The sequence below is a fragment of the Dactylosporangium sp. NPDC049140 genome, from assembly GCF_040648435.1.
The window spans coordinates 384,904-410,028 of sequence record NZ_JBEZDS010000003.1 but is presented as its reverse complement, the minus strand read 5'-3'; the positions used below and the strand labels follow the sequence as shown (position 1 = coordinate 410,028).

Here is a 25,125-nt window from a genome sequence, read left to right as displayed (position 1 = left end):
CCATCCACGCCGCCGGCATCCACGCCGCCGCCGTCCGCCCCGCCACTGCCGGGCCAGCACACCGCCGAGGTGCTCCACGACTGGGGCATCGCGTGAGGTTGCGCCGCTGGTGGCCGCTGCTGGGAATCGTCCCCGCCTTCGCCCTGTTCCTGGCGTACCTGCGGATGGCCCGCGCCGTGACGGTCAACAGCGACGGGGCGAGCAACGCCTTGCAGGCCTGGGACCTGTTCCACGGCAACGTCCTGCTGCGGGGCTGGACCCTGTCCGATGTCTCCTTCTTTCCGACGGAGCTCATCCAGTACGGCCTGATCCAGCTCGTCACCGGCGTGACCACGGATCAGATCCACATCGCCGCCGCGCTGTCCTGGACCCTGGTGGTCGCCCTGACCGCATGGCTGGCACACACCGTCACCGTCACGTCGCTGAACACATCCACCTCGGCCCAACTCCCGCCCACCCCGGCCCGAACTCAATCAGCAACCACCGCATCACCAGCCGTCACGGACACCGACGACCCGGACCCTGGCCCCTCGACCGCCACGGCGTCTCCGACCGCCGCACCGCGCCGGAACTTCGCGGCAACACTGACGCATGGCGGCTGGCTGGCGGCGGCCATGGCGGTCGCGATCGTCCTGGTCCCGGCGCCCGGCTACAGCTACCAGACGCTGCTGTCATCGCCGAACCACACCGGCTCGGCGGTCCCGCTCCTGATCACGTGGCTGCTGATCGACCGGGCCCGTGACCGCAGGTGGCTGCCGTTCGCCGTCGCGATCGTCCTGGCCTGGGGCGCCATGGGCGACCCCTTGATCACGTTCGTCGGCGCGGCCCCGCTGATCGTGGTCTGCGCCTACCGCGCGCTGTTCGCCCGCTCGGTGCGCGGCCTCGACGCCCGCCTGGCCTTGGCCGGCGTCGCGTCGATCATCGTTTCGCACGGCGTCCTGTGGTTGATCGAGCGCGTCGGCGGCTTCCGCGCCCCGAAGCCGCCGATCGAGTTCTCGCCCACGTCGGCGTGGCCGGACCGCGCCCACGCCGTCACGCACATGATCGGCATCCTGTTCGGCACCACCCGGCCCGGCATCCAGTCACCCTGGGTGGAGACGACGCTACAACTGGTACGCCTTCCCGGTCTGCTGCTGGCGATCGTCGCCCTGCTACTCACGGCGATCGCCGCGCTCCGCGGCACCGCCGACCGTGTCGACGCGATCCTCGCCGCCGCCATCGTCTGCGACCTCGCCGCCGAGATCGTCGCAAGCCTGCCGAGCGACCTCATGGCGACCCGCGAGGTGGTGCCGGCCCTGCCGATGGCCGCGGTGCTCGCCGCCCGGGTCGTCACCCGCTGGCTGCGCACTGCGCCCGCGGCGCAACTCCACACACGACTGGCCGTGCCGGTGCAGTCGCTGTTCGCCGTCGTACTGGTCGTGCTGCTGATTGCCCTCGCGGGATACGCGCCACCGCGGGCGGCCCCGGTCGAGGGCCAGGAGGCCGCCGAGTGGCTCCGCAGCCGCGGACTGCGCTACGGCCTCGGCTCGTACTGGGTGTCGAACAACATCACCGTCGGCACCTCACGAAACGTGACGGTGGTTCCAACCCTCAGCGGCGACGGCCGGCTGGTGGGCATGTGCTGGCAGACGCACACCGACATGTACGACCCCGCGAAACATGACGCCCGGTTCGCCCTGCTGGAAAAGCAGCGTCCTTTCTACGGAACGCCCGCCGACGTGACGACCCAGTACGGCCAGCCGGTCGAACGCAAAGACTTCCCGCTGTACGTGATCCTCGTATACGACAAGAACCTCCTCGACGGCTTCGCCACGACCTGCTGACCTGCGCCGACGCCGTCAACAGGCTCGTTTCCCAACACCGGCGGCGGCCAGCCCCGGCACCAAGTCGCGCACGCAGACTCATCGAGCCCGCTCCAAATATTGCTTTTCCTCCCTAAAAATTTACAGGCTTTTCGCTTAGGTCTTTCGGCTTTTGAAGTGCGCTCAAGGACGCGCGGCCGCGTACAGGATCTCGCGCATCCCGGGCTGCTGCTCCTGATCCTCACGCCAGACAAGCCGCAGGCTGAGGGCAGGCACCTCGAGTGGCAGCCGGACCAGGGTGCCGGCGGCAAAACTGTCGGTGACGGCGAACTCGGGCAGCAGCGTCACGCCGAGACCACGTTCGGCCCAGGCACGCATGACCGGCACACCACCGGCCTTCACGCGTTGCGGTGCGTCACCGAGCAGTCGCTGCCCGGCGAGCCAGAACGAGCACGCGGGCACGTTGACCAGCAGTTTCCATCCCGACAGGTCAGCGCCGACGAGCCGGTCACGCCCGGCGAGTGGATGCCCCGGCGCGGCGACCAGGGCCAGCGGCACGGGTTCGAGGTCCAGGTACGTCAGCGGCCCGACCGGCGCCGGGAACCCGAGCCCGCCGACGAAGTCCCCCGCGTCGAGCAGGAGCGCCGCGTCCAGTTGCCCTTCGAGCACCCCGTGTAACAGCCCGTCACGAGCCCGGTCCGCGTGCACCTCGACGTCGACGCCGGGCCGGAGCCGCGCGAACCGCTCCAGCACACCCGGCACGTACACGGCGGCGATCGTCTCGAGCGCCCCGAGCCGCAGCAGCCGCCGTTCATCCCGCACGTCCCGCACCGCCGCGTCGGCCTGTTCGAGCAGCGTCCGGGCCCAGCCCTGCAGCCGCTTCCCGGCCGCGGTGAGCTCCATGCCCCGGGCCCCGCGCGCGAACAACGCCACCCCGAGCGCCGCCTCAAGGGTCCGGATCTGCTGCGACACCGACGACGGCGCCAGCCCGAGCGCGACCGCCGCATCGGTGACGGTCCGATGTTGAACGACGGCTTCAAAGGTCCGCAGCTGGCGCAGTTCCACCGCCCCATTGTCCCGCGGCGCATTCGGTTTCCCCGAACGCTCCGTGCGTTCTTCCCGGTGGAGTTGTACCTGTCTCAGCACGCAGAGTAGCTCCCCATGACCACGGCAGCGCTCCCCCGACCCCGAACACGTTCGGTACTGGCCGGCATCTCCCTCGGCTACTTCATGGTCCTGCTCGACATGACGGTCCTCGCGGTCGCGGAGCCGGACCTGGCCACGTCCCTGCACGCGTCGACGGCGGGCCTGCAGTGGGCGACCACGGCGTACACGGTCGCATTCGCCGCACTGCTCCTCTCCTCCGGCGCCCTGACCGACCGGTACGGCGCGTCCAGGCTCTTCCACGCCGGCGTCGCCGCCTTCACCGTCGCGTCACTGCTGAGCACCCTGGCCCCGTCCCTGTCGGTGCTGATCGCGCTACGAGCACTCATGGGCATCGCGGCGGCGGCATGTGTACCGGCATCCATGGCCCTGATCGCCGCCCTGTACCCGGCCCCGGCCGCCCGGGCGAGGGCCATCGCGACGTGGGCCGCCACGAGCGGCGCCGCGGTCGCGACGGGCCCGATCGCCGGCGGCGCCCTGGTGGGCATCGCCGGCTGGCGTGCCGCCTTCCTGATCAACGTCCCGATCGGCCTGCTCGTGCTGTTCCTGACCCGCATCGCAGCGCTCGCACGGGCGACGACCACGGCGGCGACCCGCGGCCACGTCCCCGCGACCACTGCAGAGCACCGCGACCGCAGCCCGGCACCGACCCGTGACCGCGATTCGGCGCCGACCCGGATCGACTGGCCCGCACAACTGGCAGCCGCGGCGGTCCTCGCCTCCGCCACCGACGCGCTGATCGCCGCCGGCGCCAGGCAGTGGCACCACACCATCGCCGCCACAGCGGTGACGGCAGCCTCACTCGTGGTGTTCATCGCCCTCGAGCGCCGCAGCACCGCCCCGGTCCTCAACCGAGCGCTCCTACGTGTACGCAGGGTGCGGTCGGCATTGCTGGCCGGCGCCGCCATCAACTTCGCCCTGTCGGGACTGCTGTTCGTCCTGCCGCTCTACCTGCAGCGCCAGCACCACCTGACCGCCCTGCAGACCGGCCTGGCGTTCCTGCCGCTGACGATCCCGTTCGTCGCGAACCCGCCGATCACCGGCCGCATCGTCGTGCGGACCGGCCCACATCGCCCGATCGTCCTCGGCCTGACCTTGCTCGTCGCCGGCGGCGCCGGCCTGGCCGCCACCACGCACGCCGGCTCGAACTCCGCGTGGCTGGGCCTGGCCCTGCTCATCACCGGCCTCGGCGTCTCGTTCGCCCTGCCCGCCCTGGCCGCGGCGATCGTGGCCGCCGCCCCGCCCGGCACGACGGGCGCGGCGGCCGGCGTCCTGAACGCGGTCCGTCAGGCCGGTGCGACGGCCGGTGTCGCCGTCATGGGCGCGGCCATGTCCGGCGGCATCGCCCGGTCGCTGCTCCTGGTGTCCGCCGTGTCCGTCGTAGCCCTCGCCGTCGTCATGCGAGCGGCACGCTGAAACCGTCAATCGGCCGTCAGGGCGTCCACAGGCGCCTCGGCCGCGGACCGGCTCAGGGGTGCGGCACCGACGCCGATCGCGGCCGATCCGGCACCGCGCCGGCCGTCGTGCGCCACCAGCGGCGCGACGCCAGCGCGGCCAGCCCGGCACCGGCGGCGTTGAGCAGCACGTCGTCGACGGAGGAGACCCGGTCCAGCCGCAGGACGTACTGGGCAACCTCGACCAGCACCGAGCACCCGGCCCCGAGCGCGAGAACCCGCGGCAACGAGGCGATCGCCGTGAACCGCTGCGGGGCGAAGAACCCGAACGCCGCGAACACGAGCAGGTTCCCGACGATCTGGCCCGTCGCCGTCATCGGCCCGGCGGCGGCGATCGTGAGCAGATCCCGCACCGGTACCAGGCTCACCCGTCCGGGCACGGCGCCGGCCCGCGCGCCCGGCAGCAGAATCATCCACACCCACGGCACCGTCCCGTAGACGATGCCGACCTCGGCCAGCGACTTCCGCCATGCCCACACCGCCGGGGTACCGGTGGCGCTGCGCCGGCGGGCCAGTACCGACACCGCCAGCGCCGCGAGCGGCAGTGCCACCACCGTGACGAGGACGACGCCGGTGATGGTGCCGAACCAGCCGTGCCACCCCTTGACCATGCCACCTTCGCTTCTGTTCGGGCCGGCCGTGACCGTGATCGGGCGACGTCCGCTGGTTTGTCCTGGTCAGCCCACGAGCACGACGACCTTGCCAAGGGCGCGGCCCTCGCCGACGTGGGCGAGCGCCTCGGGCACCTCGTCCAGGCTGAATGTACGGTCGATGCGGATCTCGAGCTCCCCCGCGACGCAGCGGTCGGCGACCGGCTCGAAGTGCGCCGGGCCCTCCCTGACCGCGAGGACGCCGATCCGGCGGCGGGTGAGCGGCCCGACCACCGATCCGACGGTCAGCACGCGCAGCAGCGCCGACATCGACCCGCCGACACACCGGTACCGGCCGCCCGGTGCGAGTGCCCGCCGGTAGGCGAACACGGACCGGTGCGCGACCAGGTCGAGTACGAGGTCGTACGGTCCGGTGCGGGTGAAGTCCGCACGCCGGTAGTCGATCGCCGCATCAGCGCCGAGTGAGCGCATGAAGCCGAGCTTGCCCGCGTTGTCGACCCCGGTCACCTCGGCGCCGAGCCGCTTGGCGAGCTGGATCGCGAACGCGCCCGAGCCGCCGCCGGCCCCGTTGATCAGGACGCGCTGACCGGGCTGCACGCCTGCGGTGCCCTGCCACGCGATCACGCCCGCCTGCGGGATCGTCGACGCCTCGGCGTACGTCAGCGCCTCGGGCTTGCGGCTCAGTGCCGACTCGGGCGCGATCGCGTACTGCGCGAAGCCGCCCTTGAGTACCAGATTGTCGCCGTACACCTCGTCGCCGGGCCGGAACCGGGTGACGTCCGGCCCGACCGATTCGACGCGACCGGCGATGTCCGAGCCGAGCGTCGGGCGGGCCGGGGCGCGCATCCCGCCGATACGTGAGTACAGCGGCGTTCCGCGCAGGGTCTCCCAGTCGCTGAGGTTGACCGAGGTCGCCTCGACGCGGACCAGGACCTGCCGGGCGGCGGGGGCCGGCACGGGAACGTCCTCGATCCGGAGCACGTCGGGAGGTCCGTACCGGTCGTACACGGCCGCTCGCATCGTCACGTCACTACGGTGCCTGATCGCGTCAACTGTGCGGCGCAGCGGTGCAGGACGGGATGAGCGTAATCGTCGATGACCCGGTCGACGTACTCGTGGGTCAGCGGTTCCTGCGTGATCAGGAGCTGGAAGTACAGCGGACCGGACAGGATCGCCATCGACAGGTCCAGGTCGAAGCCGGGCGACAGCTGGCCCTGGTCGCGGGCTGCCTTCAGCCGGGCGACGGTCTTGTCCGCCTGCGGGGTGATGAGGCGCTCGTTGAGCGCGACGGCGACCTGACGGTCGTGCTGGGCCTCGCCGACCAGGGCCCGGAACAGCGGGCCGGCCAGCAGATCCACCGCCGCGTAGATCTGCGCGCACGTCGGCGACGACCGGTCGAACTCACCGGGCATGCCGCCGCAAGATCCCGTTCACCGCCCGGGCGCACATAACAGTCATTATGGTGTATGCCCCCGGCGGGGGATTCCGGGCGCTCGCCGGCCCAGCAGAGGGTAATTATCGAATTATTGGTAATAGCAATTCGATAATTCGGCGTGTCGGCTGAACTGCGACTCCGCGGTCCCCTACGCTGTGCCGGTGAGTGAGTCCCGGATCGATGTGCGGCTCGACGCCGAAGGTGGCGCGGTCCGCGAGTATGTCGTGGAGGAGCACGCCGGCGACGATCGGCCCTGTGCGTACTGCGGGCGGGCCGTCCCGCAGCGCAGTGCGGCGGGGCGGCCGTTCCGGTACTGCCGCGACAACGACGGCGAGTGTCAGCGCAACGCTCGCAATTCGCGGATGCGGCAGCGGACGTCGCCGGGGCTGACGGGGCAGGTCGCCCGCGCGTTCGAGATCGCCGAGCGGCTCGACCAGTCGCTGACCGACCTCGTCGAGGCGCTGCACGCGGAGATGTCGACGGCCGGGATCGAGCGGCAGGTCGCCGAGGCGCGGGCGGAGGCGGCGGCGGGGCTGGTCGCGGCGCACGCGGAGCGCGACGACGCGCGGGAGGAGACCCGCCGGGCGCGGCTGGCGCTGCAGGAGGCGCGGGCGGATGCGGTACGGCAGCGGGCCGAGGCGGACTCCTCGCACGAGTCGGCGATGGCCAAACACGGCGAGCTGCTGGAGGCGCAGGCGCTGCGTCAGGCCGCGGAGGACGAGGTCGAGTTCGTGCGCGGGGAGAGCATGGCGCGCATTGCGGAGGTACAACATCGTCTTGACGCCGCCGAGGCGCGGGCCCGGCGGGTCGCCGAGGAGGCCGCCGAGCACGGACGCCGGGTGTCGGCCGAGGCGGACGCGAAGGTCGCCGCGGCGCTGGAGGACGCCGGACGGCGGGTCGCCGACGCGCATGCGGCCACGGCGGCCCACGTGGCGGAGGTGAAGGCGTCCTCGGAACAGGCGATGGCGGAGGCGTACGCGGCCGCGGAGGCGACGGTGACCGAGGCGCGCGCGGCCATGGAACGCACCGTCGCCGACGTGCGGGCGACGGCCGAGCGGTCGATCACCGGCGCGCGTGCGGAGGGTGACAAACGCGTCACGCAGGTGCAGGCTTCGGCGGAGGAGACGATCGCGGCGGCGCGGGAGGGGGCGGAGCGGTCGATCACGCAGTACCGTGAGGCGGCCGAAACGCTCGCGGCCGAGCGTGACGCGGCCCGGCGCGAAGCGGCGACCGAGGCGGCACTGCGAGCGGAGGCCTACCGGGAACGTGACGCGGCCCGCGATCTGGCCGGTAACGCGCTGCGGGAACGAGACATCGCGCACACCGCGGTGGAACGGGCTCTGCGTGAGGGATCGGAGACGGAGAGTCGCCTGCAGCGGCGCCTGGACGCGGAGGGCGGACGGGCGGCGGGGGCCGAGGCGGCGTTGATCGGCGCACGTGAGGAGCTCGTCCGGCTGCGGGCGGAGGCAGACCGGGCACACGCGTGGGCGGACGACCTCCGCGACCAGGTGACGCAGCTCACGGCGGCCCTCACCCGGCTCACCGTGTCGGGAAGTGTGCCACCAGCCCTGGGGTGAGAACCGTCAACCATGGGGGTGACCTGCCGAAACTACGGCGGGTGAGGCGCGACACGAAACGAACCATGTGGTCGATTATTGAAACCCAACGTAAAATCAGGGTACCGACCCGGCGACGAACCTACCGCAGTCCCTGGCTGGTCGTGTAATCTGCCCGCCCGCGGTGGGAATCGTCAAACCACGTGGCGTCGTTGGTTACAGCGAAGCGCAACACGATTCGAAGGGGAAGACCAACCATGGGCGAGCGCATGCTGCGCGGCAGCCGTCTCGGAGCCGTCAGCTACGAGTCCGACCGCAACACCGAGCTGGCTCCGCGTCAGACCCGCGAATACCTGTGCGCGAAGGGGCACCAGTTCGAGGTGCCGTTCGCTGTCGACGCCGAGGTCCCGATGACCTGGGAGTGCAAGTTCGACGGGAGCGTGGCGCGGCTGGTCGACGGCAGCGAGCCCGAGCAGAAGAAGGCGAAGCCGCCGCGCACCCACTGGGACATGCTGCTCGAGCGGCGGTCGATCGCCGAGCTCGAGGACATCCTCAACGAGCGTCTCGAAGAGGTTCGCCTGCGCCGCGGCCGCACCGCGTAACAGCCCGAACACTGTCGAAAGCCCCGGCCGGGTCGGTCGGGGCTTTTCGCCGTCCGCGTACGCCGCCCCGGCGCAGCTCCCTCAGTGGACCCGCCCGGCCGTCGCCGGCACCCGCTGCACCACGACACCGGACCGGCCCCCGTCCATCGACGGGCCCGCAGCGGCGGTAATGATGTTGCGGCGGTCCGTACGCAAGGTACCGTCGGGCCCGGACGGGAAGGGACCATGAACGCAGAGCTACGCGCCGACTGCTCCAAGTGCTTCGGCCTGTGTTGCGTCGCCCCGGCGTTCGCCCGCTCGTCCGACTTCGCGATCGACAAGCCGGCCGGCCACGCCTGCCCGAACCTCGGCGACGACTTCCGCTGCGGCATCCACACCCGGCTGCGGGACCGCGGCTTCACCGGCTGCACGGTCTACGACTGCTTCGGCGCCGGCCAGCACGTCGCCCAGGTCGTCGCCGCCGGCCGCGACTGGCGCCAGGACCCGGCGTCCGCACCGCGGATGTTCGAGGTCTTCGCCGCGGTCCGCATCCTGCATGAGCTGCTGTGGTACCTGACGGAAGCCCGCTCCCTCCCCCAGTCGACGCCGCTGACGGAAGCCCTCGATGACGCTCTGTCCACGACACGAGCACTCAGGGACGCCGCCGACGAGCTGACGCCCGACCTCGCCGAACGTCACCGTGAGCGGATCGCGCCATTACTGCGCGAGGTGAGCCAGCTGGCTCGCACGACCCCTCCGGCCCGGCCCGGCTCCCCCGATCGCAGCGCGGCACATCCGGTTCCGCTCGACGGCACTGCGGCACAGCCGGGTTCGGCCCACCGCGCCGCGGACCAGCCGAGCTCCCGCGACCGAGCCGGGGACCAATCCGGTTCCCGCGACCGCGCCGGGGACCAGCCGAGCTCCCGCGACCGCGCCGGGGACCAATCCGGTTCCCGCAATCGAGCCGCGGACCAACCGGGGTTCCGCGACCGTGCCGCGGCACAGCCCGGTTCCCGATCACAGTCGGGTTCTCGCGGCCGGGTTCGTGGGCGCGGCACCTCTGCGGGCACATCGGCCGGGCGGGCGAAGAGTCCGGCGCTGGGGCGGCAGCTCATCGGGGCGAAGCTTCGCGGTGCGGACCTGCGCAACGCCGACCTGCGCGGCGCGTTGCTGATCGGCGCCGACCTGCGCGGCGCGGACCTGGGCAACGCCGATGTGATCGGGGCGGATCTGCGCGGCGCGGATCTGTCCGGTGCGGACCTGCGCGGTGCGCTGTTCCTGATTCAGTCGCAGCTGGACGCGGCCGTCGGTGATGCCACGACAGGCCTGCCGGACCGTCTACGCCGGCCGGCGCACTGGTCCAGCGGCCGATGATTCCCGCCGCCGCACCGATGGTGGTCGCTTCGCGTCCGCGGCTCGCTGCCGGGCGGTTTGCCGGCATCGCAGTTGCGGCAGCCCGCGGCGTCGTTGCGAGGCGTATACAGGCCGCACCGTCCGGCCCCGGCAATGGGCGTCGTGGCCTCGGCAGCGTCGGGGCGGTGCTGCCTCCGGCCTCGGGAGCGGCCGGTGCGGCCCCGGGTGGTGTAGGCCCGGCCGGCGCGGCCAAGTTCGAGCGGCCCGGTCAGCGCAGTCCTGCTCCTGCGGTCCAGTTCGTACGTCCGCAGTCGGCACGGCCGGCTCGCGCGGCGCCATCCGGAGCGGCCAGCGCGTGCGGCCCAGTTCGTTCGGCACGGGGGCGGCACGGCTGGTGCGGTTCGCCCTCACGGGGGGTCAGGCGGCGGGGGCGACGTTGAGGGCTTCAGCGACGGTGTCATGCACGGGGATCGGGCCGGTCAGACCGACCGTGCGCAATAAGCGGGCCAGGAACAGTGTCGGGGCGGCGAGGCGCAGGAAGCCGCCGGCGGCGTGGCAGTGATTGCGGGTGTACGCGAAGGTGCCGAGGCCTATCGAGTCGCAGAAGCCGACGCCGGCGAGGTCGACCACGATGCGTGTGTTTCCGCTTTCGAGGAGTTGATGCATCGTGTCGCGGAGGGCGGCGGTGGTGTTGATGTCGATGGCACCGTGGATGCTCACGAGGGCGATGCCGGCGTCACGGTTGGTCACTGCAACATGCATCACCAGATCCTGCCCGTGATCGTCACGTTCCGCAGCACGGTCGCCACCCGATCGGGTGACATCTCGTGAGTGCGGTCCGGCTGCTCGCCGCCGCGGCGCTGGCCCGAACTGCGGATGCCGGTGCCGGCGTGGTGATCGTGTTGGCGTCGGTGCGGCAGCTGGGCGGTCCGGCGCAGGGTTCGCTGGTGCTCGCGGTGCTGCTCGTGCCGCACCTGGTCGCGGGCCCGCTGGTGGGTCTGGTTACCGACCGTGCGCGGCGTCCACGGCTCGTGCATTCGGGGTTCGTCGCCGGGTTCGGCATCGCGATGGGCGGCATTCTGTCGCTGCTCGGTCACGTACCGCAGCCGATCGTGCTGGTGCTGGCGGTCGTTGCCGGCTGCTGCGGCTCGATGGTCTTCGGTGGGCTCTCGAGCCGCCTCGATGATGTCGTCGCGGAGCCGGATCGGGCGCGGTTCCGCGGGCTGGATGCGGCTACGTACAACGTTGCGGACATTTTCGGGCCGGCGGCTGGAGCGGCACTGGCGGTGTCGGTCGGGGTGGCGGCCGCGGCGGCCGTGATCGCGGCGGCGTGCCTGTCCGCGGCTGTGCTCCTGCTGACGGTGCGGCCCCTGGCGGCGGACTCCGGTGCTCGCCCGGTGCGCATCACCGGCTCGGCCGGCGCCGGGGCGGGGGCGACGTCCGCGGCGGCCAGGGTGAGGGCGGGGAGCTTGGGCACGGACGGAGCGGGGGTGGATGGAACGGAGGATGCAAGGGCGGGCGGAGCGGGGACGGGCGGCGGACCGGCGGGTGCAAGGGCGGGTGCACGGGCGGGCGGAGCGGGGACGGGCGGCGGACCGGAGGGTGCAAGGGCGGGCGGAGCGGGGACGGACGGCGCAAGATCGGCCGGCCTCGGGGTGGAGCGTGTGCCGGGCGGTACGGAGACGAGCGGGGCAGCGGGCGCCGAAGGGGCGAGCACCGTCGGTGTCGACGGTGTGGCGGGCGGAACGGGGAGCGGCGGCGCGGCGGCCGGCGTCGGGGCGGCCGGCGTTGGGATGGGCCGTGGGGCGGGCGGCGAGGCAGGGTCGGACCCGCCGGTGTCGTTCGTGGACGATCTGCGGGCCGGGTTTCGGGCGATTGTCGTTTCGCGGCCGCTGCTGGCGGTTACGGCGGCGTCCTGTGTCGGGGCGTTCGGGCACGGCATGATGCCGTCGATCGCGGTGCTCCTCGGGGTGGCGCACCGGCATCCGGCCGGCGGTGGGCTGCTGGTGACCGCGATCGGGCTCGGGGCGCTCACGGGGTCGTTGCTCATGGCGCGCCGGCCGGTGGCGATCGCGCCGCACCGGGTGGTGGTCGGCTGTCTTGTGGTGACCGGGGTTGTCCTGGCCTCGGTGCCGCTGGTGTCGAGTTGGGCCGGGGTCGTCGGGTTGTTTGCGGTGGCGGGGTTGTTCGACGGGCCGTTGTTCACGTCGGTGTTGCAGGTGCGGGCCAGCGAGGCGCCGGCCCGGGCCCGGACGCAGGTGTTCACGCTCGGGGCCGGGGTGAAGTTGTCGGCGGCGGCGATCGGGGCGACGGTGTTCGCCGCGGTGGGCGGGTGGCCGCTGTGGGTGCTGATCGTGGGGCTTGGCGGGACGCAGGTGGTGGCGGCCATGGTGGGTGTGGCGTTGCTGGCCGGGCGGCGGCGGGAGAACGTCAGGCCACGGAGGTAGACCGCGGGGTGGGCGGGACGCAAAACTGCGCCGCGAAAGGTTGAACGGAAACAAGAAAGCCGGACGGGCGGCCTCCCGACCAGGGAGGCCGCCCGTCCGGTGCGTAGGCGCTTCCTAGCGGTGACGGCGACCGTAGTCGCGGGCGATCAGCAGCCAGGAGTGGTGGCCGCGGTTGAACGCCGGGACGCACCGGCCGTCGTCGAAGCGGCCGCGGTGCTCGCCGACCCAGGCGAAGAACTCACACGTCTTCCGGCTGTCGTAGCGGCCGGCGATCCAGGTACGGACGTGGTCGTGACCGTTCCAGTTGCCGTCTCAGCCAAAGGCTGACGGACGTGTAGCCATCCGGTAACGCCAAGTAGCGCGATTCGTTAGAGCCGAAATATCCACCCGTGCGCATGGCCGGGGAGGGTGCGCGGCACAGAAGAACGGCGCTCAGGGCTTCACGGCGCGGACGAGCACAGTGCCGCCGACGGTGAACGGCTCCCGGTCCGTCGGCGTGAAGCCGCACCGCAGGTAGGCGTTCAACGCGGCCGTGTTCCCGCAGGCGAGCTCGAGCTCGACGGTGTCATGCCCCCGGTCGCGGGCCCAGCCGGTGACAGCGTCGGCGAGGTGGGTGGCGATCCCCCGGCCCCGGGCGGCAGGCTCCACCCACATGCTGATCAGATGCGTCGTGGCCGGGTCCGCGGCCGCGACCCACGCCCCGGCGATCCCCAGCGGGAGAGCCGGCCCGGCGAACGCGGCGAAGAACGCGCCACCCGCGGGCCAGGTGCGCCAGTCGGCCTCGCTGCGTCTCGCCTCGCGCGCGTACGTGCTGGCGAACGCGTGCGGGCTGTCCTTCAGGGCGCGCAGCCGCAGGTCGCGTTTCAGCTGCCATTCGTCGCGGGTGAGTGGGCGTACCTCCACGGGAGGAACCTTCCCAATTCGCCCGGGGAAGGGCAAGAGGGATTCGACGCCCGCAATCAGGTGATGGCGCGGTCGGTGTCCAGCTGCTGCACGACGGGGCCGACGAGGTCGGTGAGGTCCCGCACGAGGACGGTGACGGCCCGCGCCGCGGTGGCCACGACGTCGTCGGGGCGGGCGTCGGGCTCCGGTGCCTCCGGCAGGCCGTCGAGGGGCAGGGGCGCCTCGATGAGCAGGGTGGTGCGCAGGTGCGGATACCGGCTGAGGTCCCGGTCGCCGGGCTGGACGAACTGGCCGAACAGTTCGGGCCAGCCCCGCCAGCCGCGGTCGCGCCACCAGGCGCGGGTGGTGGTGAGCTCGGCCGGCAGCGGGGAGACGAGCTCGACACGGGCGGTGAGGCCACCGTCGAACGGGTTGCGGCCGCAGGTCGCGGACAGGACCCGCCGGTGCCAGCGCACGTAGCCGGGGTCCAGCAGCGGCGGGGTGGCGAACGTCCAGGCGGTGCAGGCGAACGCGACGGGGGCGATGTCGCCGAGGCTGTGGGCGAAGGCGGTCGGGGCGGAGCGGACGAGGCTCTCGTACCGGTCGTGGTCACGGTCGACCCAGAACGTCTTCACGTCTCCGACGGTAGCCGGTGATCGCGGCGCCGCCAGGCCCGTCCGCGCACAGCCGAACCCGCAGGTCAGAACGCGGTCACGAGGGCCGGATGGTGCGGGTCGTCGGCGCGGGCGACCAGATCGGCCTGGTACTCGGGCATGACCTCGTCGCGGTAGCGCCCGTAGGCGGGCAGGGTCCAGGCGAGGTCCGCCGGCAGCCGCCGGGCGAGGGCGGCGTCGCTCTGCAGCAGATGTACCGACACATCGAAATCCAGGCCGGCGCCCAGCAGGAACACGCCGGAGACGATCACGACGCCGTGCGGGGGCACCTGCGTGTAGCGGGCGCGGGTGGCCCGGTCGGTGCCGGGGTCCCACAGTGACGGCAGGACCCGGCCGGTCCCGCCCGGCCCGGCGGGGCCGAGGACCTCGCGGGTGAGGGCGCGCAGGTCGAGCCAGTCCTCGTAGTAGGCGTCGGGGTTGGTCCGGCCCCGTTCGAGGCGCAGGGACGCCGCGCGCAGGAACCCGCCGGCGGGCACGTGCAGGGCGAACACGCCGGCTTCGTGCAGTACCGCCGCCAATGCTTCGGCCAGGTCGTGGACCCCTGCGGTGGCGGCCCCGTCGACGGCGACCCGGGCCGGGTGGGCTCCGGCGGCGGCGCGGGCCCGTTCGGCGGCGTCGGCGGCGAGGGCCGCGACGGTGACCGGGGTCGCCTTCACCGCGGGTCGATGACCTCGCCCTCGACGACCTCGCCCTCGACGACGTCACCGGACGCCGGCGTGGGCGGCGGGGTGACGGGGCCGCGTTCGGCGCGTACGACCCGCGGCCCGAACAGGTCACCGGCGGCGGCCGGGGAGATCCGCCGTTCGGCGACGCGGCGGACCTGCCGGCCCGCGAACGCGCGGACCGGCGGGGCGAGCAGCAGCAGCCCGGCGGCGTCGGTGAGGAAGCCGGGCACGATGAGCAGCAGGGCGCCGATGAGGCCGGTGAGGCCGTCGGAGACCTCACCGCCGGCGGGCCGGCCCTCGCCGAGGGCGCCCCGGAACCGCCGCCACGCCCGGACGCCCTCGCGTTTGACCAGCATGAACCCGAGGGCCATGGTGGCCAGGCCGATGACCACGGCCCAGCCCCAGCCGATCGCCTGAGCGACCAGCACGAACACGGTGATCTCGGCGATCACCAGCAGGAACGCGCCGATTGCCGCCCAGCCGAGCCCTCGCATCTGCCCCGTCCTCTCCTCAGCGCCCCTGGCCGCCCTTGGCCGGCCCGTTCCCGGCGACGACCCGCTTCAGGGCGTTCCAGCGCGCGGCGGTGCCCCACACCGTCACCTTCCACAGTGCCTCACGAACGATCGAGGAGCTCATCTTCGACTGGCCGCGTTCGCGTTCGGTGAACGTGATCGGCACCTCGGCGACCCGGAACCCGTCCTTGTGGGAACGCCACGCGAGGTCGACCTGGAAGCAGTACCCGTGGGACGCGATCGTCTCCAGGTCGATCTTGCCGAGGACCGGGGTGCGGTACGCCCGGTAGCCGCCGGTCGCGTCGCGCAGCGGCATGCCGAGCGCGAGGCGCACGTACACGTTGCCGGTCCGCGAGATCGCCTGCCGGTGGAACGGCCAGTTGACGGTCTTGCCGCCCCTGACGTACCGGGAGCCGAGGACCACGTCGTTGTCGGCGAGCGCGTCGAGCAGCTTCGGCAGCTCCTCCGGCGCGTGGGACCCGTCGGCGTCCATCTCCACCACGGCGTCGTAGCCGCGTTCGGTGCCCCAGTGGAACCCGGCGATGTACGCGGCGCCGAGGCCCTGCTTGCCGGCCCGGTGCATGACCTGCACGGCCGGGTCGTCGGCGGCGAGCTCGTCGGCGATGGCGCCGGTGCCGTCGGGGCTGTTGTCATCGGCGATCAGGATGTCGACGGCGGGGGTGGCCTTACGGACCCGCTCGACGATGATCCTGATGTTGTCGGCCTCGTTGTACGTGGGGATGATGACGAGGACCCTGCCGACTCCGGGGTATTGGTTCACGCCTCGGTCGGGTGTGCTCACAGGTCCTCCTTGATGCCTGGGTCGGCGTCGTGGCTGATATCGGTGGTGGTGCGGCGCCGCCCGAGCCGGGCGGCGGCGAGCAGTGCGACGGCGAGGGCGGCGATCACGTACTCGGGGATCGCTCCCAGCCTTGTCGCAAGCGTACGTTCTGTGCCGAGGTGCAGCTCGGCGAGGATGACCGCCGGCGTATTGAACCGGGTCTCGCCGCTGGTCGCGCCGGTGTGCGACGCGAACGCGGAGATCCCGACGGTGGAGGCCATGAGCGCGTCCCGGCCGTGTTCGACGGCCCGCAGCCGCACCATCGCCAGCTGCTGGCGGGCCTCGGCCTCGTCGAACGTGGCGTTGTTGGTCTGGACCGCCAGCAGCTGCCCGCCGCCGGTGACGGTGTCACGGACGAGCCCGTCGTAGGCGACCTCGAAGCAGATGACGTCACCGACGGTGGCCGGCCCGACCTGCAGCACGCCGGGGCTGGTCCCGGCGGTCATGTCGGTGACCCGGTCGACCTCTTTCGACACCATCCGGGCGATGCCGCGCAGCGGCATGGTCTCCGCGAACGGCACCGGGTGCCGTTTCACGTACTTCTGCACCGGGTCGCCGAGGTCCCGGCCGGGGTTGAACACCAGCCCGGCGTTCTCGACCCCGGTCTCGGGGCTGTACAGCACGGCCCCGACGAGGATCGGCGCGCCGACGGCGTTCGCGGCCTGGTCGATGAGCAGCCCGGCGTCGGTCTGGCGCAGCGGGTCGATGTCGCTGGCGTTCTCGGGCCACACGACGAGGTCGGGCCGCCGCGCCCCGGCCCGCACCTGGTCGCCGAGCTCGATCGTGGCCCGCACGTGGTTGTCGAGGACCGCCCGCCGCTGGGCGTTGAAGTCCAGCCCGAGCCGGGGCACGTTGCCCTGCACGACGGCGACGTAGACGCTGCGGCCGCCGGGCTGGGTAAGGGGTACCGCCTGGGCCGCCGCGGCCACGGCGCACCCGGCGACGACGGCCGCGAGGGGCGCCACGGCCCGCCGCGCGTCGGTCCCGGCGCCGATGCCGCGCAGCACGGCGTAGCCGGCGAGGCCGCCGATGAGCGCGACGGCGAACCCGACGAGCGGCGCCCCACCGGCGGCGGCGAGCCGCAGCAGCGGCGACGTGTCCTGGCTGAACGCGAGCCGCCCCCACGGGAACCCGCCGAACGGGGTCCGGTCCCGCAGCGCCTCCTGGGCGACCCACAGCGCCCCGACGGCGACGGGCCACGCCCAGCCGCCGCGGTTCCAGCGGTGCCGGCCGTGCAGCAGCGGGCTGATCCAGGCCCCGGCGGCGCCGACGAGCCCGATGTACAGCGTCTCCAGGACCGACAGCAGCAGCCACGGCACGAGGCCGGTGTGCAGGTTGGTCCAGGCCAGCAGCGGCGTGAAGAACAGCGCGCCGGTGACGGCGCCGAGCCAGAACCCGCTGCGCATCCGCCGCCCGTGCACGGCGACGGCGAGCAGCGCGACGGCGGCGGGCGCGGCCCACCACAGCCCGTACGGCGGGAACGCGACGAGCATCGCGCCACCGGCGGCCGCGGCGGCGAGCAGCGCGGCCCACGCCGGCAGCGCGGGCCCGGTCCCGACCGGCGGGGCGGGCGGCGCCGAGGGTGCGGCGGCAGAGTCTGGTTCGACCAACGTCACCTGCGCCATCCCCCGAGTCGTCCGACCGTGCCCTTGCGGCGCCCATTATGCGGGGTAAGTCGCTCGAACGTGGAATCGCGGGGTGAGAGGCCCGGGATCCCGCCCGCTGACCCCTCGTTCGGGGCGCGCGGTGACCGCCCGTTGATGTCCTGCACACATCACCGCACAGCCGTGCAGTCCGCCGATGTCCGATTTTTCGCCTGTGTACCCCCATGAGCCCCGACGGCCCCGCCCCGCCGCGCACCCGCTGCCGGCCTCGTTCGTGACGAACACGTTCGCGCCGGTGCCGGGCCGCCGGTTTCCTCAACCGCTGGGCGGGAGATAGGCGAAAGGCGCCCCGGGGCCGCCCTGCATGAAAGCGCCACGGCCGCCGGTGCGCGACAGCGCCGCGCGGCGCTGTGCGCGAACGGCCGCGGCCGGGGCTGGAAGCTGAAATGGGGGCGCGACCGGAGTCGCGCCCCGCGCTCCCAGGCCCTGTCCGGCCGGTGCGGCAGTGACGTCGTGCGCGGCCTTCGTTCCGGCTCGGCACGGAGCTGGCTGCCCGTGCGCGTGCCGTTGTCTACTGGTCGCGTGATCCCCCCTGCCCTTACACCGGTGGATGCCCGTTCGCAGCCCCCGCCGACCCCCGCCCGCCGCACTCGGGGTCGTCCCGTCGGTTGACGAGGACGTCCGGCATGGCGGGCGTTGGAGAGTAGCGAACCGCGGTCATCCTTCCCGAGGTAGGACGCAAAGACGGTACGCGGCTGCGCGGGGTGCCTGTCAACCGCCCCGGCGGATGGATTTCACCCGGGCGGCGTGTCGCGTTGGCGTGTCGGGACCGGTTCACCCACACGCTGACGGCCCGTGACCGGGCCATCACGATATGAGGCCGGCGCAGAGGGCGGCGGCAGCGGCCGGGAACGGCGTTGCCAGCAAACCCGCGGCGGCGAGGATGTAGGCGCTATCGACGACGGTGCGGGGTGCTCGAGGCAGGGCCCAGCCACCGGCGTGGTCATGCAGGGTCGGTGCGAGCGCCGCCTGCGCGGCGGCCGGTTCAGCATGCCGGAAGACGCCGCCGGACGCCACAACCACCGCGACGTGTCGCAGGTCCCGTCCCGCCCTGGCGTGGCGGCGCACCGCGACCGTGACCGCGGCGGCGGCCAGGCCGAGCGGGCCCGGGCCGACGGTGAGCCGTTCCCGGGCGGCGGCCGCCACGATCCCGTCCACGTTCCACCGCACGCCCAGATCCCCCTCCACGGTCCGCTGCTCACCCAGCACCCCCGCCACCGCGTCAGGAGCCGTCTCACCGGGCTGCAGGGCCGAATACACGTCGGTCGTCGCCCCGCCCACGTCCACGACGAGCAGGTCCCCGCCGGCGGCCCGGGCGAGGACCCCGACACCGGTCAGGACCGCGTCCGGGGTCGCCGCCGACACCAGCCCCGCGAACCGGGGGCCCCGCGACAGCCGTTTCCCGCCGATGACGTGCCGGATGAACAGGTCCCGGATCGCGGCCCGGGCCGGGCCGGGGTCGGTGACCCCGATCCGGGGCAGCACGTTCCCGGCCGCGACGACCGGCAGCCCCCGCCCGGCCAGCAACGCCACGATGCCGTCGGTGGTGTCGCGGTTCCCGGCGACGACGACCGGCACCCGCCACCGGGCCGCGGCCAGCCGCCGCGCGTTGCCGGTGATCGTGTCCGTCTCACCGCCGTCGGTACCGCCGCACAGCAGCAGCACGTCGGGCCGGGCCGCCCGCAGCGCCCGCACCCCGTCCCCCGTCAGCGGACCGGTCGTGGTGTGCACCACCCGCGCCCCGGCGCTCAACGCGACCCGGTACGCGGCGTCGGCGGACACCAGCGCCTCGAACCCGACCACGCCGAGGCGCAGCCCACCCCCGGCCGACGAGCAGCAGTACACGTGCCCGACCGGCCCGGCCGCCCGCAGCAGCACGTCGACCCCGTCCAGGACGTCACCGCCGAGGGTCGTCGGATGCGACGCGCTGTGCAGCAGCGCCCCGCTGGACGTGTCGACGACGGCGAGTTTCGTGTCCGTCGAGCCGACGTCGACACACGCGGCGATCACGGGACGACGACGGTCCCGGTCGCCGACACCGCAAGGACCGGCGGATCCAGGACCGCGGCCGCGGACGGGCCCCGGCCCGGGTCGGCGCGGCACGTCACACGACAGGTGAAGTCGACGGTCCGGGACCGGTTCCCCTGCCGGGTCACGACCGCGGTCACCTCGACGACGTCACCGGCGTGGACCGGGGCGTGGAACGTGACACCGCTGTACCCGGCGAACAGGCCCTCGTCGCCGTCGGTGCGGATACACAGCTCGGTCGCGGCGTCCCCGAACAGGGCAAGACTGTAGGCGCCGTCGACGAGGTTCCCGCCGTAGTGCGCATGCCCGTACGGCACATACCGGCGATGGGTGACCTGCACCCCGACCAGACTGCTCATCTCAGCGGCTCCGAACGGTGACGGTGTGGGCAAGGTAGGAGGCGACCTCCCGGGGCGTCGTACCGCGGCCGAAGATCCGGTCCACGCCGAGCTCGGCCGCCATCAGCTCGTCGAACCGGGGCCCGCCGGCCACCAGCAGCGGCCGCCGCGCGGCCGGGAACGCCTCCCGGAACGCCGCCGACATCGCCCGCACATTCTGCAGATGCGCATCACGCTGGGTGACGACCTGGGAGACGAGGACCGCGTCGGCCTTCTCCTGCCCGGCCGCCTCGACCAGGTCCGCGACCGACACCTGCGCGCCCAGGTTCACGACCCGCAGCTCCCGGTAGTACTCCAGACCCTTCTCCCCGGCGATCCCCTTCACGTTGAGGATCGCGTCGATCCCGACGGTATGCGCGTCAGTGCCGATACACGCCCCGACGACGACGAGCTTGCGCCGCAGCCGCCCCCGGACCGCGGCGTTGACATCCTTCGGCGACAGCAGCGGATAGTCACGCTCGGCAACGACGACCCGGTCGGGTTCGACGAGATGACCGACCCGCCCATAGACGACGAAGAACGTGTGCTGCTCCCCGATCGGCCGGGCGTGCACGACCATCGCCGGGTCGACGCCCATCTTCCCGGCCAGCTGCAGCGCCGCCCCCTCGCCCCGCTTCCCGGCCGGCAGCGGCAGCGTGAACGACAGCTGCACCATCCCGTCGCCGGTGGTGTCCCCGTACGGCCGGATCACCTCGTGCACAGCAACTCCTCCGCCGGGTTCCAGTAGTCCGCCGACCGGGCCGCGACCCCGTCGAGGCCCTTGCCCCGGTCGGCGGGCCGCCGCATGATCCCGAACGTGCCCTCGCCGATCGCGTCGAGGAGCCCCTGCTCGCCGATCCGCTCCAGCAGCTCGACCGCCTCAGCGAGTACCACCGCCGCCCGTCCTTGAATGAACGGGCCCGGCACGAAGTCCTCGTGAAGGTTCCCCGCGGCCCGCAGCACGTAGTCGACGTTCTGCAGCGCGATGTCCCGGTCCGACAGCCACGGCGTCACCACCGCCTCCGTCATCATCCCCACCAGCAGGATCCCCTGCCCGGTCAGGACCCCGGCGAGGTTGAAGAACCCGTCGAGGAGATTCCCGCGGAACACGTCACCGGTCATGTGCCGGGTCGGCGGCATCCACTTCAGCGGCGCCCCCGGGAACAGCTCCCGGGCCAGCAGCGCATGCGCGAGCTCCAGCCGGAACGACTCCGGCAGCTCCGGGTTGATCTCGAACGCGTGGCCGAGACCGAGCTGCCACGTCTGCAGCCCCGCCTCCGCCGCGAAGTACTCGTTCAGCAGCTGCGACACCGTCACCGTGTGCGCCGCCTCCACCGCGTCCGCGGTCGTCAGGTAGTTGTCCTCACCGGTGTTGATGATGATCCCGGCCCGGGCGTGGATCTGCCGCGAGAACCGCTGGTCGACGAACGTGCGGATCGGGTTGATGTCCCGGAACAGAATCCCGTACATCGAGTCGTTCAGCATCATGTCCAGCCGCTCCAGCCCCGCCAGGGCCGCGATCTCCGGCATGCACAGCCCCGACGCGTAGTTCGTCAGCCGCACATACCGGCCGACCTCCTTCGACGTCTCGTCCAGCGCGGCCCGCATCAGCCGGAAGTTCTCCTGCGTCGCATACGTGCCCGCGAACCCTTCCCGGGTCGCACCCTCCGGCACGTAGTCCAGCAGCGACTGCCCCGTGGAACGGATCACGGCGATGACATCGGCGCCGGCCCGCGCCGCCGCCTGCGCCTGCGGAATGTCCTCGTAGATGTCGCCGGTCGCGACGATCAGGTAGATCCACGGCCGCCGCGGCGGGTCCCCGAGCCGCGCCACCAGCCGTTCCCGTTCCCGCCGCCGCCGGTCGATCCGGGCGACCCCCCGCCGCACCGCCGCCGTCGCCGGCCGCCGCGCCCGCCGCGACGAAGGCACCTCGAACCGGACACTGCCGGCCGCCGCCTTCTGCGCCAGCAACGTCAGATCGCCGTGCCCGTCGCGGACCAGCGCGTCGAACACCGGCAGCAGCACCCCATGACCGAGGCCGACGTCGGCGACGACCGCGTCGACGAGCCGGTTCACCCACGGGATCCCGTCCGGGTCGGCGCCGCCGATCCCGGCCAGCCGCAGCGTCGCCCGCTCCACCGCGACCGTCGTGTGGGTCCGGGCCAGATCGACGACGGGCCGGCCCGCCGCCGCGGCGAGCCGCCGCGCGTGAGCGACCGTCGCCGGGTCCAGGCCGAGTTTCCCCGCCACCGGCGCCTCCTTCGGGGTCAAAGATTCCAGATGTCGGTACCCGCGAGCACCGTCGTGCGCGCCGCGGGCGTCTGCTCACCGCCGAGGACGGCGGTCAGCGGCAAATTCGTGTCCCACACGGTGAACGTCGCCGTCCCGCCCGGGTTCAGGACCCCCTCGTCGTCCTCGCCGACGGCCCGCCAGCCACCCCGGGTGTGCGCGGCGAACGCGGCCTTCGCCCCGATCCGCTGCACCGGATTGTGGTGCCGCATCGCCGCCCGGCACGACCCCCACGGGTCCAGCGGCGTCACCGGGCTGTCCGACCCGAACGCCAGCAGCACCCCGACGCCGGCCATCGACCCGATCGGGTTCGCGGCCACCGCCCGCTGCGGGCCGAGCCGCTGCGCGTACATGCCATGCTCCCCGCCCCACAGCCGGTCGAACGCCGGCTGCACCGACGCGACGATCCCGTACTCGACGAACTTCGCGATCGCCGCCTTGTCCAGCAGCTCCGCGTGTTCGATACGGTGCCGGCCGGCCCGCAGCCGCTCCACCCCGACCGTCGCCGCGGCGAGCCCGAACCCGGCCAGGACGGTACCGATCGCGGCATCCCCGATGGCATGGAAACCGCCCTGCACCCCGTGCTCCGCGCAGCCGGCCAGATGCGACCCGACCTGCTCCGCACTCAGATACCCGTGCCCGCACCCGCCGTCGCCGTCGTCGAGGTACGCGGCGCCGAGGTGCGCCGTGCGGGCACCGAGGGCCCCGTCGGCGTACAGGTCCCCGGCCGCGCCCCGCGCCCCCAGCTCCCGCGCCTTCGCCGCCGCCGCCGCCCCCGCCTCGCCCCACAGCCCGAACACCCGCGGGAACCCGGGCCCGTGCCTGAGGGCGGTCGTGAAGTCCGCCTCCCCGGACGTGCCGGGCCCGCCGCACTCGTGCACCGCCGCGATCCCCAGCGACGCCGCATGCCGCAAAGCCGCCTCCTGCGCGGCGCGGGTCTGCGCGGCGCCGATCGACGCGTACGCCGCCTCCCGGACCACGTGGTGGGCGTCGCGGCGCAGCCACCCGCCGTCGTCGTACCCGGCCGCCGCCTTCGCCTCCGCCGACAGCAGCGCCGACGACACCAGCGCCGCGTGCACACACGCCCGCGACAGATACACCCGCCGGCCCCCGCCGGCCCGGTCCAGTTCGGCGGCCGACGGCGTCGTCTGGTCGTCCCACCCGGACTCGTCCCAGCCGTGCCCGATCACGACCGCGTCGCCCGGCAGCGCCGCCGCGTGCGCCGCGACCGCGTCCAGGACCTCACCCGCGGACCGGGTCCCGGCCAGGTCCAGGCCCTGCCGGGTGAGACCGGTCGCGGTGGTGTGCACGTGCGCGTCGACGAACGCCGGCGTCACCAGGGCCCCGGCCAGGTCCACGACCCGGTCCGCGCCGGCCGGGGCGTCCGCGTCGGGGCCGAGCCACGCGATCCGGTCGCCGTCGGTGAGCAGCGCGGTCGCGGAGGGGTCGGCCGGGGTGTGGACGCGGCCACCGCGGAAGAGGGTTCTCATACCGCCAAGTCTGCCAACCGCGCCCGGAACAGCCGCCGCAGCGTCGGCTCGGACCGCAGCAGCCCGATCGCGTACTCGGCGTGGCCGGGCACGTAGCCGTTGCCGATCAGCATCGTCACGTCCGCCGCGAGCCCCTCCGCGCCCAGCGCCGCGGCCGGGAACGACGTGGCCATGGAGAAGAAGATGACGGTACCGCCGGGCCGGGTCGCCAGGATCGCCGCGTGCTCACAGCCGGGCACGTCGACACACACCACGGTCAGGTCCGCGGGCGCACCGACCGCCGCGGGCAGGCCCACCGCGTCGCGGGCGTCCGCGACCACCACCTCACCGGCCAGGCCCGACTCCTCGAGCGCGGCCCGTTCCCGCTCGTCGCGCACGACCCCGACAGTGTGCCGGCCGCGGGCGGCGGCCAGGGCGAGACTCCCCGACTTCCCCGCCGCGCCCAGCACCAGGACCCGGTCGGCCAGGTGCCGCCGCACCAGCGCCGGCGCCCCGCACACGTCCAGCACCGCCAGGGCCAGCTCCGGCTCCAGGTCGGCGGGCAGCACCGCCGCCACCGACCGGGCGAACAGGATCGCATGCCCGTCGCACGGCACCTGCTCGCCGAGGCCGTCCCACCGGGCCAGCCCGTCGTACACCTGCAGCGGCGTCAGCGTCAGCGACACCAGCGTCGCGACCCGGTCCCCCGGCCGCAGGCCCAGCGGCGAGTCCGGCCCGGCCTCCTCGACGACACCGATGAGCATCCCGCCCGACCCGGTCACCGGGTTGTGCATCTTGCCCCGCGCCGCGATGATCCCGGCGACCGCGGCCCGGATCGCCGGCCCGTCCCCGCCGTGCGCCCCGGCCAGCTGCCGGTACGAGGCGGCGTCGAGGTTGAGCCGCTCGACCCGCACCCGCACCTCGTCGGCCCCGACCACCGGGGACGCGTCGAGGCGCTCCGCGGCCTGCGGCAGCACTCCGGCCGGGGCCAGAACCCGATGCAACCCGATCGGCGAACCCACTTTTCCCGCACCACCCCACCGTTGACCGAAGATTTTCCGGCACAGTAACGCGAACACAGGATATTTTTCAAGACCGGGCCAGGATGAGGACATGCTCCACCAGCCCGATCAACACCGCCTTCGACGACTCCCGATCCCGGGCATCACACAACAACAGCGGCACCCGCCCATCCAGTGCCGCGCCTGCACCACCTGCGCCTGGCCGCTCTTACGCCCCGACGCCAGATACGCCCCGTCAGCTGCCGCTCGGACTGCAACGCCGACAGCATCGTCTCCGCCGGCTCACCGACCCGGCCGGC

Annotated in this window: 23 protein-coding genes and 1 pseudogene; 6 read left to right on the top strand and 18 right to left on the bottom strand. The window is 73.2% G+C overall.

Features of this window, described 5'->3' with window-relative positions; genetic code table 11:
• Nucleotides 1-92: 92 nt before the first annotated feature.
• Entirely contained in the window at nt 93-1,823 is a 1,731-nt protein-coding gene (locus tag AB0B76_RS08185) for a hypothetical protein (protein WP_360371299.1), read from the top strand.
• 162 nt (nt 1,824-1,985) lie between these two features.
• Here the strand turns inward: AB0B76_RS08185 and AB0B76_RS08180 are convergent, their stop codons facing one another.
• Complete coding sequence (locus AB0B76_RS08180) at nt 1,986-2,867, bottom strand: LysR family transcriptional regulator (RefSeq protein WP_360371296.1); 882 nt, start codon at nt 2,865-2,867, stop codon at nt 1,986-1,988.
• Nucleotides 2,868-2,963: 96 nt separating this feature from the next.
• Here AB0B76_RS08180 and AB0B76_RS08175 point away from each other — a divergent pair, with 96 nt between their 5' ends.
• Nucleotides 2,964-4,382, top strand: a complete 1,419-nt coding sequence (locus AB0B76_RS08175) for an MFS transporter (RefSeq protein ID WP_360371293.1) — start codon at nt 2,964-2,966, stop codon at nt 4,380-4,382.
• A 52-nt stretch (nt 4,383-4,434) separates the two neighbouring features.
• Here the strand turns inward: AB0B76_RS08175 and AB0B76_RS08170 are convergent, their stop codons facing one another.
• The 3 genes from AB0B76_RS08170 to AB0B76_RS08160 all read right to left on the bottom strand — a co-directional run bounded on the left by AB0B76_RS08170 (nt 4,435) and on the right by AB0B76_RS08160 (nt 6,443).
• Nucleotides 4,435-5,031 (bottom strand): VanZ family protein, encoded by a 597-nt coding sequence (locus tag AB0B76_RS08170; RefSeq protein WP_360371290.1) that lies wholly within the window; start codon nt 5,029-5,031, stop codon nt 4,435-4,437.
• A gap of 66 nt (nt 5,032-5,097) precedes the next feature.
• A complete protein-coding gene (locus AB0B76_RS08165; protein ID WP_360371669.1) occupies nt 5,098-6,051 on the bottom strand; it encodes an NAD(P)-dependent alcohol dehydrogenase in 954 nt (317 codons plus the stop codon).
• A 2-nt stretch (nt 6,052-6,053) separates the two neighbouring features.
• The gene (locus AB0B76_RS08160) at nt 6,054-6,443 is read right to left on the bottom strand and encodes a TetR-like C-terminal domain-containing protein (protein ID WP_360371287.1); all 390 of its coding nucleotides are present in this window, start codon (nt 6,441-6,443) and stop codon (nt 6,054-6,056) included.
• Nucleotides 6,444-6,627: 184 nt separating this feature from the next.
• On the opposite strand from AB0B76_RS08160, the gene AB0B76_RS08155 reads away from it, so the two are divergent.
• The 3 genes from AB0B76_RS08155 (at nt 6,628) to AB0B76_RS08145 (ending at nt 9,977) form a co-directional block, all read left to right on the top strand.
• Entirely contained in the window at nt 6,628-8,043 is a 1,416-nt protein-coding gene (locus AB0B76_RS08155; RefSeq protein WP_360371284.1) for a serine/threonine protein kinase, read from the top strand.
• A gap of 236 nt (nt 8,044-8,279) precedes the next feature.
• Nucleotides 8,280-8,624 carry an RNA polymerase-binding protein RbpA gene (locus AB0B76_RS08150; protein ID WP_360371282.1) on the top strand — a complete coding sequence of 115 codons (345 nt, stop codon included), beginning with the start codon at nt 8,280-8,282 and terminating at the stop codon, nt 8,622-8,624.
• Between the two features lie 225 nt (nt 8,625-8,849).
• Nucleotides 8,850-9,977, top strand: a complete 1,128-nt coding sequence (locus tag AB0B76_RS08145) for a pentapeptide repeat-containing protein (protein ID WP_360371280.1) — start codon at nt 8,850-8,852, stop codon at nt 9,975-9,977.
• 396 nt (nt 9,978-10,373) lie between these two features.
• On the opposite strand, the gene AB0B76_RS08140 is transcribed toward AB0B76_RS08145, so the two are convergent.
• A complete protein-coding gene (locus AB0B76_RS08140; protein WP_360371278.1) occupies nt 10,374-10,706 on the bottom strand; it encodes an STAS domain-containing protein in 333 nt (110 codons plus the stop codon).
• A 77-nt stretch (nt 10,707-10,783) separates the two neighbouring features.
• On the opposite strand from AB0B76_RS08140, the gene AB0B76_RS08135 reads away from it, so the two are divergent.
• Nucleotides 10,784-12,403 carry an MFS transporter gene (locus AB0B76_RS08135; protein ID WP_360371275.1) on the top strand — a complete coding sequence of 540 codons (1,620 nt, stop codon included), beginning with the start codon at nt 10,784-10,786 and terminating at the stop codon, nt 12,401-12,403.
• Nucleotides 12,404-12,835: 432 nt separating this feature from the next.
• Here AB0B76_RS08135 and AB0B76_RS08130 read toward each other — a convergent pair whose 3' ends face one another.
• The 13 genes and pseudogenes from AB0B76_RS08130 to AB0B76_RS08070 all read right to left on the bottom strand — a co-directional run.
• On the bottom strand, nt 12,836-13,306 hold the full coding sequence (locus AB0B76_RS08130) for a GNAT family N-acetyltransferase (protein WP_360371272.1): 471 nt from the start codon (nt 13,304-13,306) through the stop codon (nt 12,836-12,838).
• A 56-nt stretch (nt 13,307-13,362) separates the two neighbouring features.
• Nucleotides 13,363-13,920: a hypothetical protein gene (locus tag AB0B76_RS08125; RefSeq protein ID WP_360371269.1), complete on the bottom strand. Its 558-nt coding sequence runs from the start codon at nt 13,918-13,920 to the stop codon at nt 13,363-13,365.
• Nucleotides 13,921-13,985: 65 nt separating this feature from the next.
• Nucleotides 13,986-14,615 carry a uridine kinase gene (locus tag AB0B76_RS08120; protein ID WP_360371266.1) on the bottom strand — a complete coding sequence of 210 codons (630 nt, stop codon included), beginning with the start codon at nt 14,613-14,615 and terminating at the stop codon, nt 13,986-13,988.
• Nucleotides 14,612-15,118, bottom strand: coding sequence for an FxsA family protein (locus tag AB0B76_RS08115; protein ID WP_360371263.1), 507 nt, complete (start codon nt 15,116-15,118; stop codon nt 14,612-14,614). Before AB0B76_RS08115 ends, AB0B76_RS08120 begins: the two co-directional genes overlap by 4 nt.
• A 16-nt stretch (nt 15,119-15,134) precedes the next feature.
• Entirely contained in the window at nt 15,135-15,938 is an 804-nt protein-coding gene (locus AB0B76_RS08110) for a polyprenol monophosphomannose synthase (protein WP_360371260.1), read from the bottom strand.
• Entirely contained in the window at nt 15,935-17,602 is a 1,668-nt protein-coding gene (lnt, locus tag AB0B76_RS08105) for an apolipoprotein N-acyltransferase (protein ID WP_360371257.1), read from the bottom strand. Before lnt ends, AB0B76_RS08110 begins: the two co-directional genes overlap by 4 nt.
• 846 nt (nt 17,603-18,448) lie before the next feature.
• Nucleotides 18,449-19,651 (bottom strand): glutamate mutase L, encoded by a 1,203-nt coding sequence (locus AB0B76_RS08100; protein ID WP_360371254.1) that lies wholly within the window; start codon nt 19,649-19,651, stop codon nt 18,449-18,451.
• The gene (locus tag AB0B76_RS08095; protein ID WP_360371252.1) at nt 19,648-20,028 is read right to left on the bottom strand and encodes a hotdog domain-containing protein; all 381 of its coding nucleotides are present in this window, start codon (nt 20,026-20,028) and stop codon (nt 19,648-19,650) included. The genes AB0B76_RS08100 and AB0B76_RS08095 overlap by 4 nt, the downstream gene beginning before the upstream one ends.
• 1 nt (nt 20,029) lies before the next feature.
• A complete protein-coding gene (locus AB0B76_RS08090) occupies nt 20,030-20,722 on the bottom strand; it encodes an OAM dimerization domain-containing protein (protein WP_360371666.1) in 693 nt (230 codons plus the stop codon).
• A 32-nt stretch (nt 20,723-20,754) separates the two neighbouring features.
• Nucleotides 20,755-22,296: a lysine 5,6-aminomutase subunit alpha gene (locus tag AB0B76_RS08085; protein WP_360371250.1), complete on the bottom strand. Its 1,542-nt coding sequence runs from the start codon at nt 22,294-22,296 to the stop codon at nt 20,755-20,757.
• 17 nt (nt 22,297-22,313) lie between these two features.
• Nucleotides 22,314-23,825 (bottom strand): amidohydrolase family protein, encoded by a 1,512-nt coding sequence (locus AB0B76_RS08080; protein WP_360371247.1) that lies wholly within the window; start codon nt 23,823-23,825, stop codon nt 22,314-22,316.
• Nucleotides 23,822-24,826, bottom strand: coding sequence for a hypothetical protein (locus tag AB0B76_RS08075; RefSeq protein WP_360371244.1), 1,005 nt, complete (start codon nt 24,824-24,826; stop codon nt 23,822-23,824). The genes AB0B76_RS08080 and AB0B76_RS08075 overlap by 4 nt, the downstream gene beginning before the upstream one ends.
• A 67-nt stretch (nt 24,827-24,893) precedes the next feature.
• Nucleotides 24,894-25,001, bottom strand: a pseudogene (locus tag AB0B76_RS08070) (ATP-binding protein); the annotation flags it as partial.
• Between the last annotated feature and the right edge of the window lie 124 nt (nt 25,002-25,125).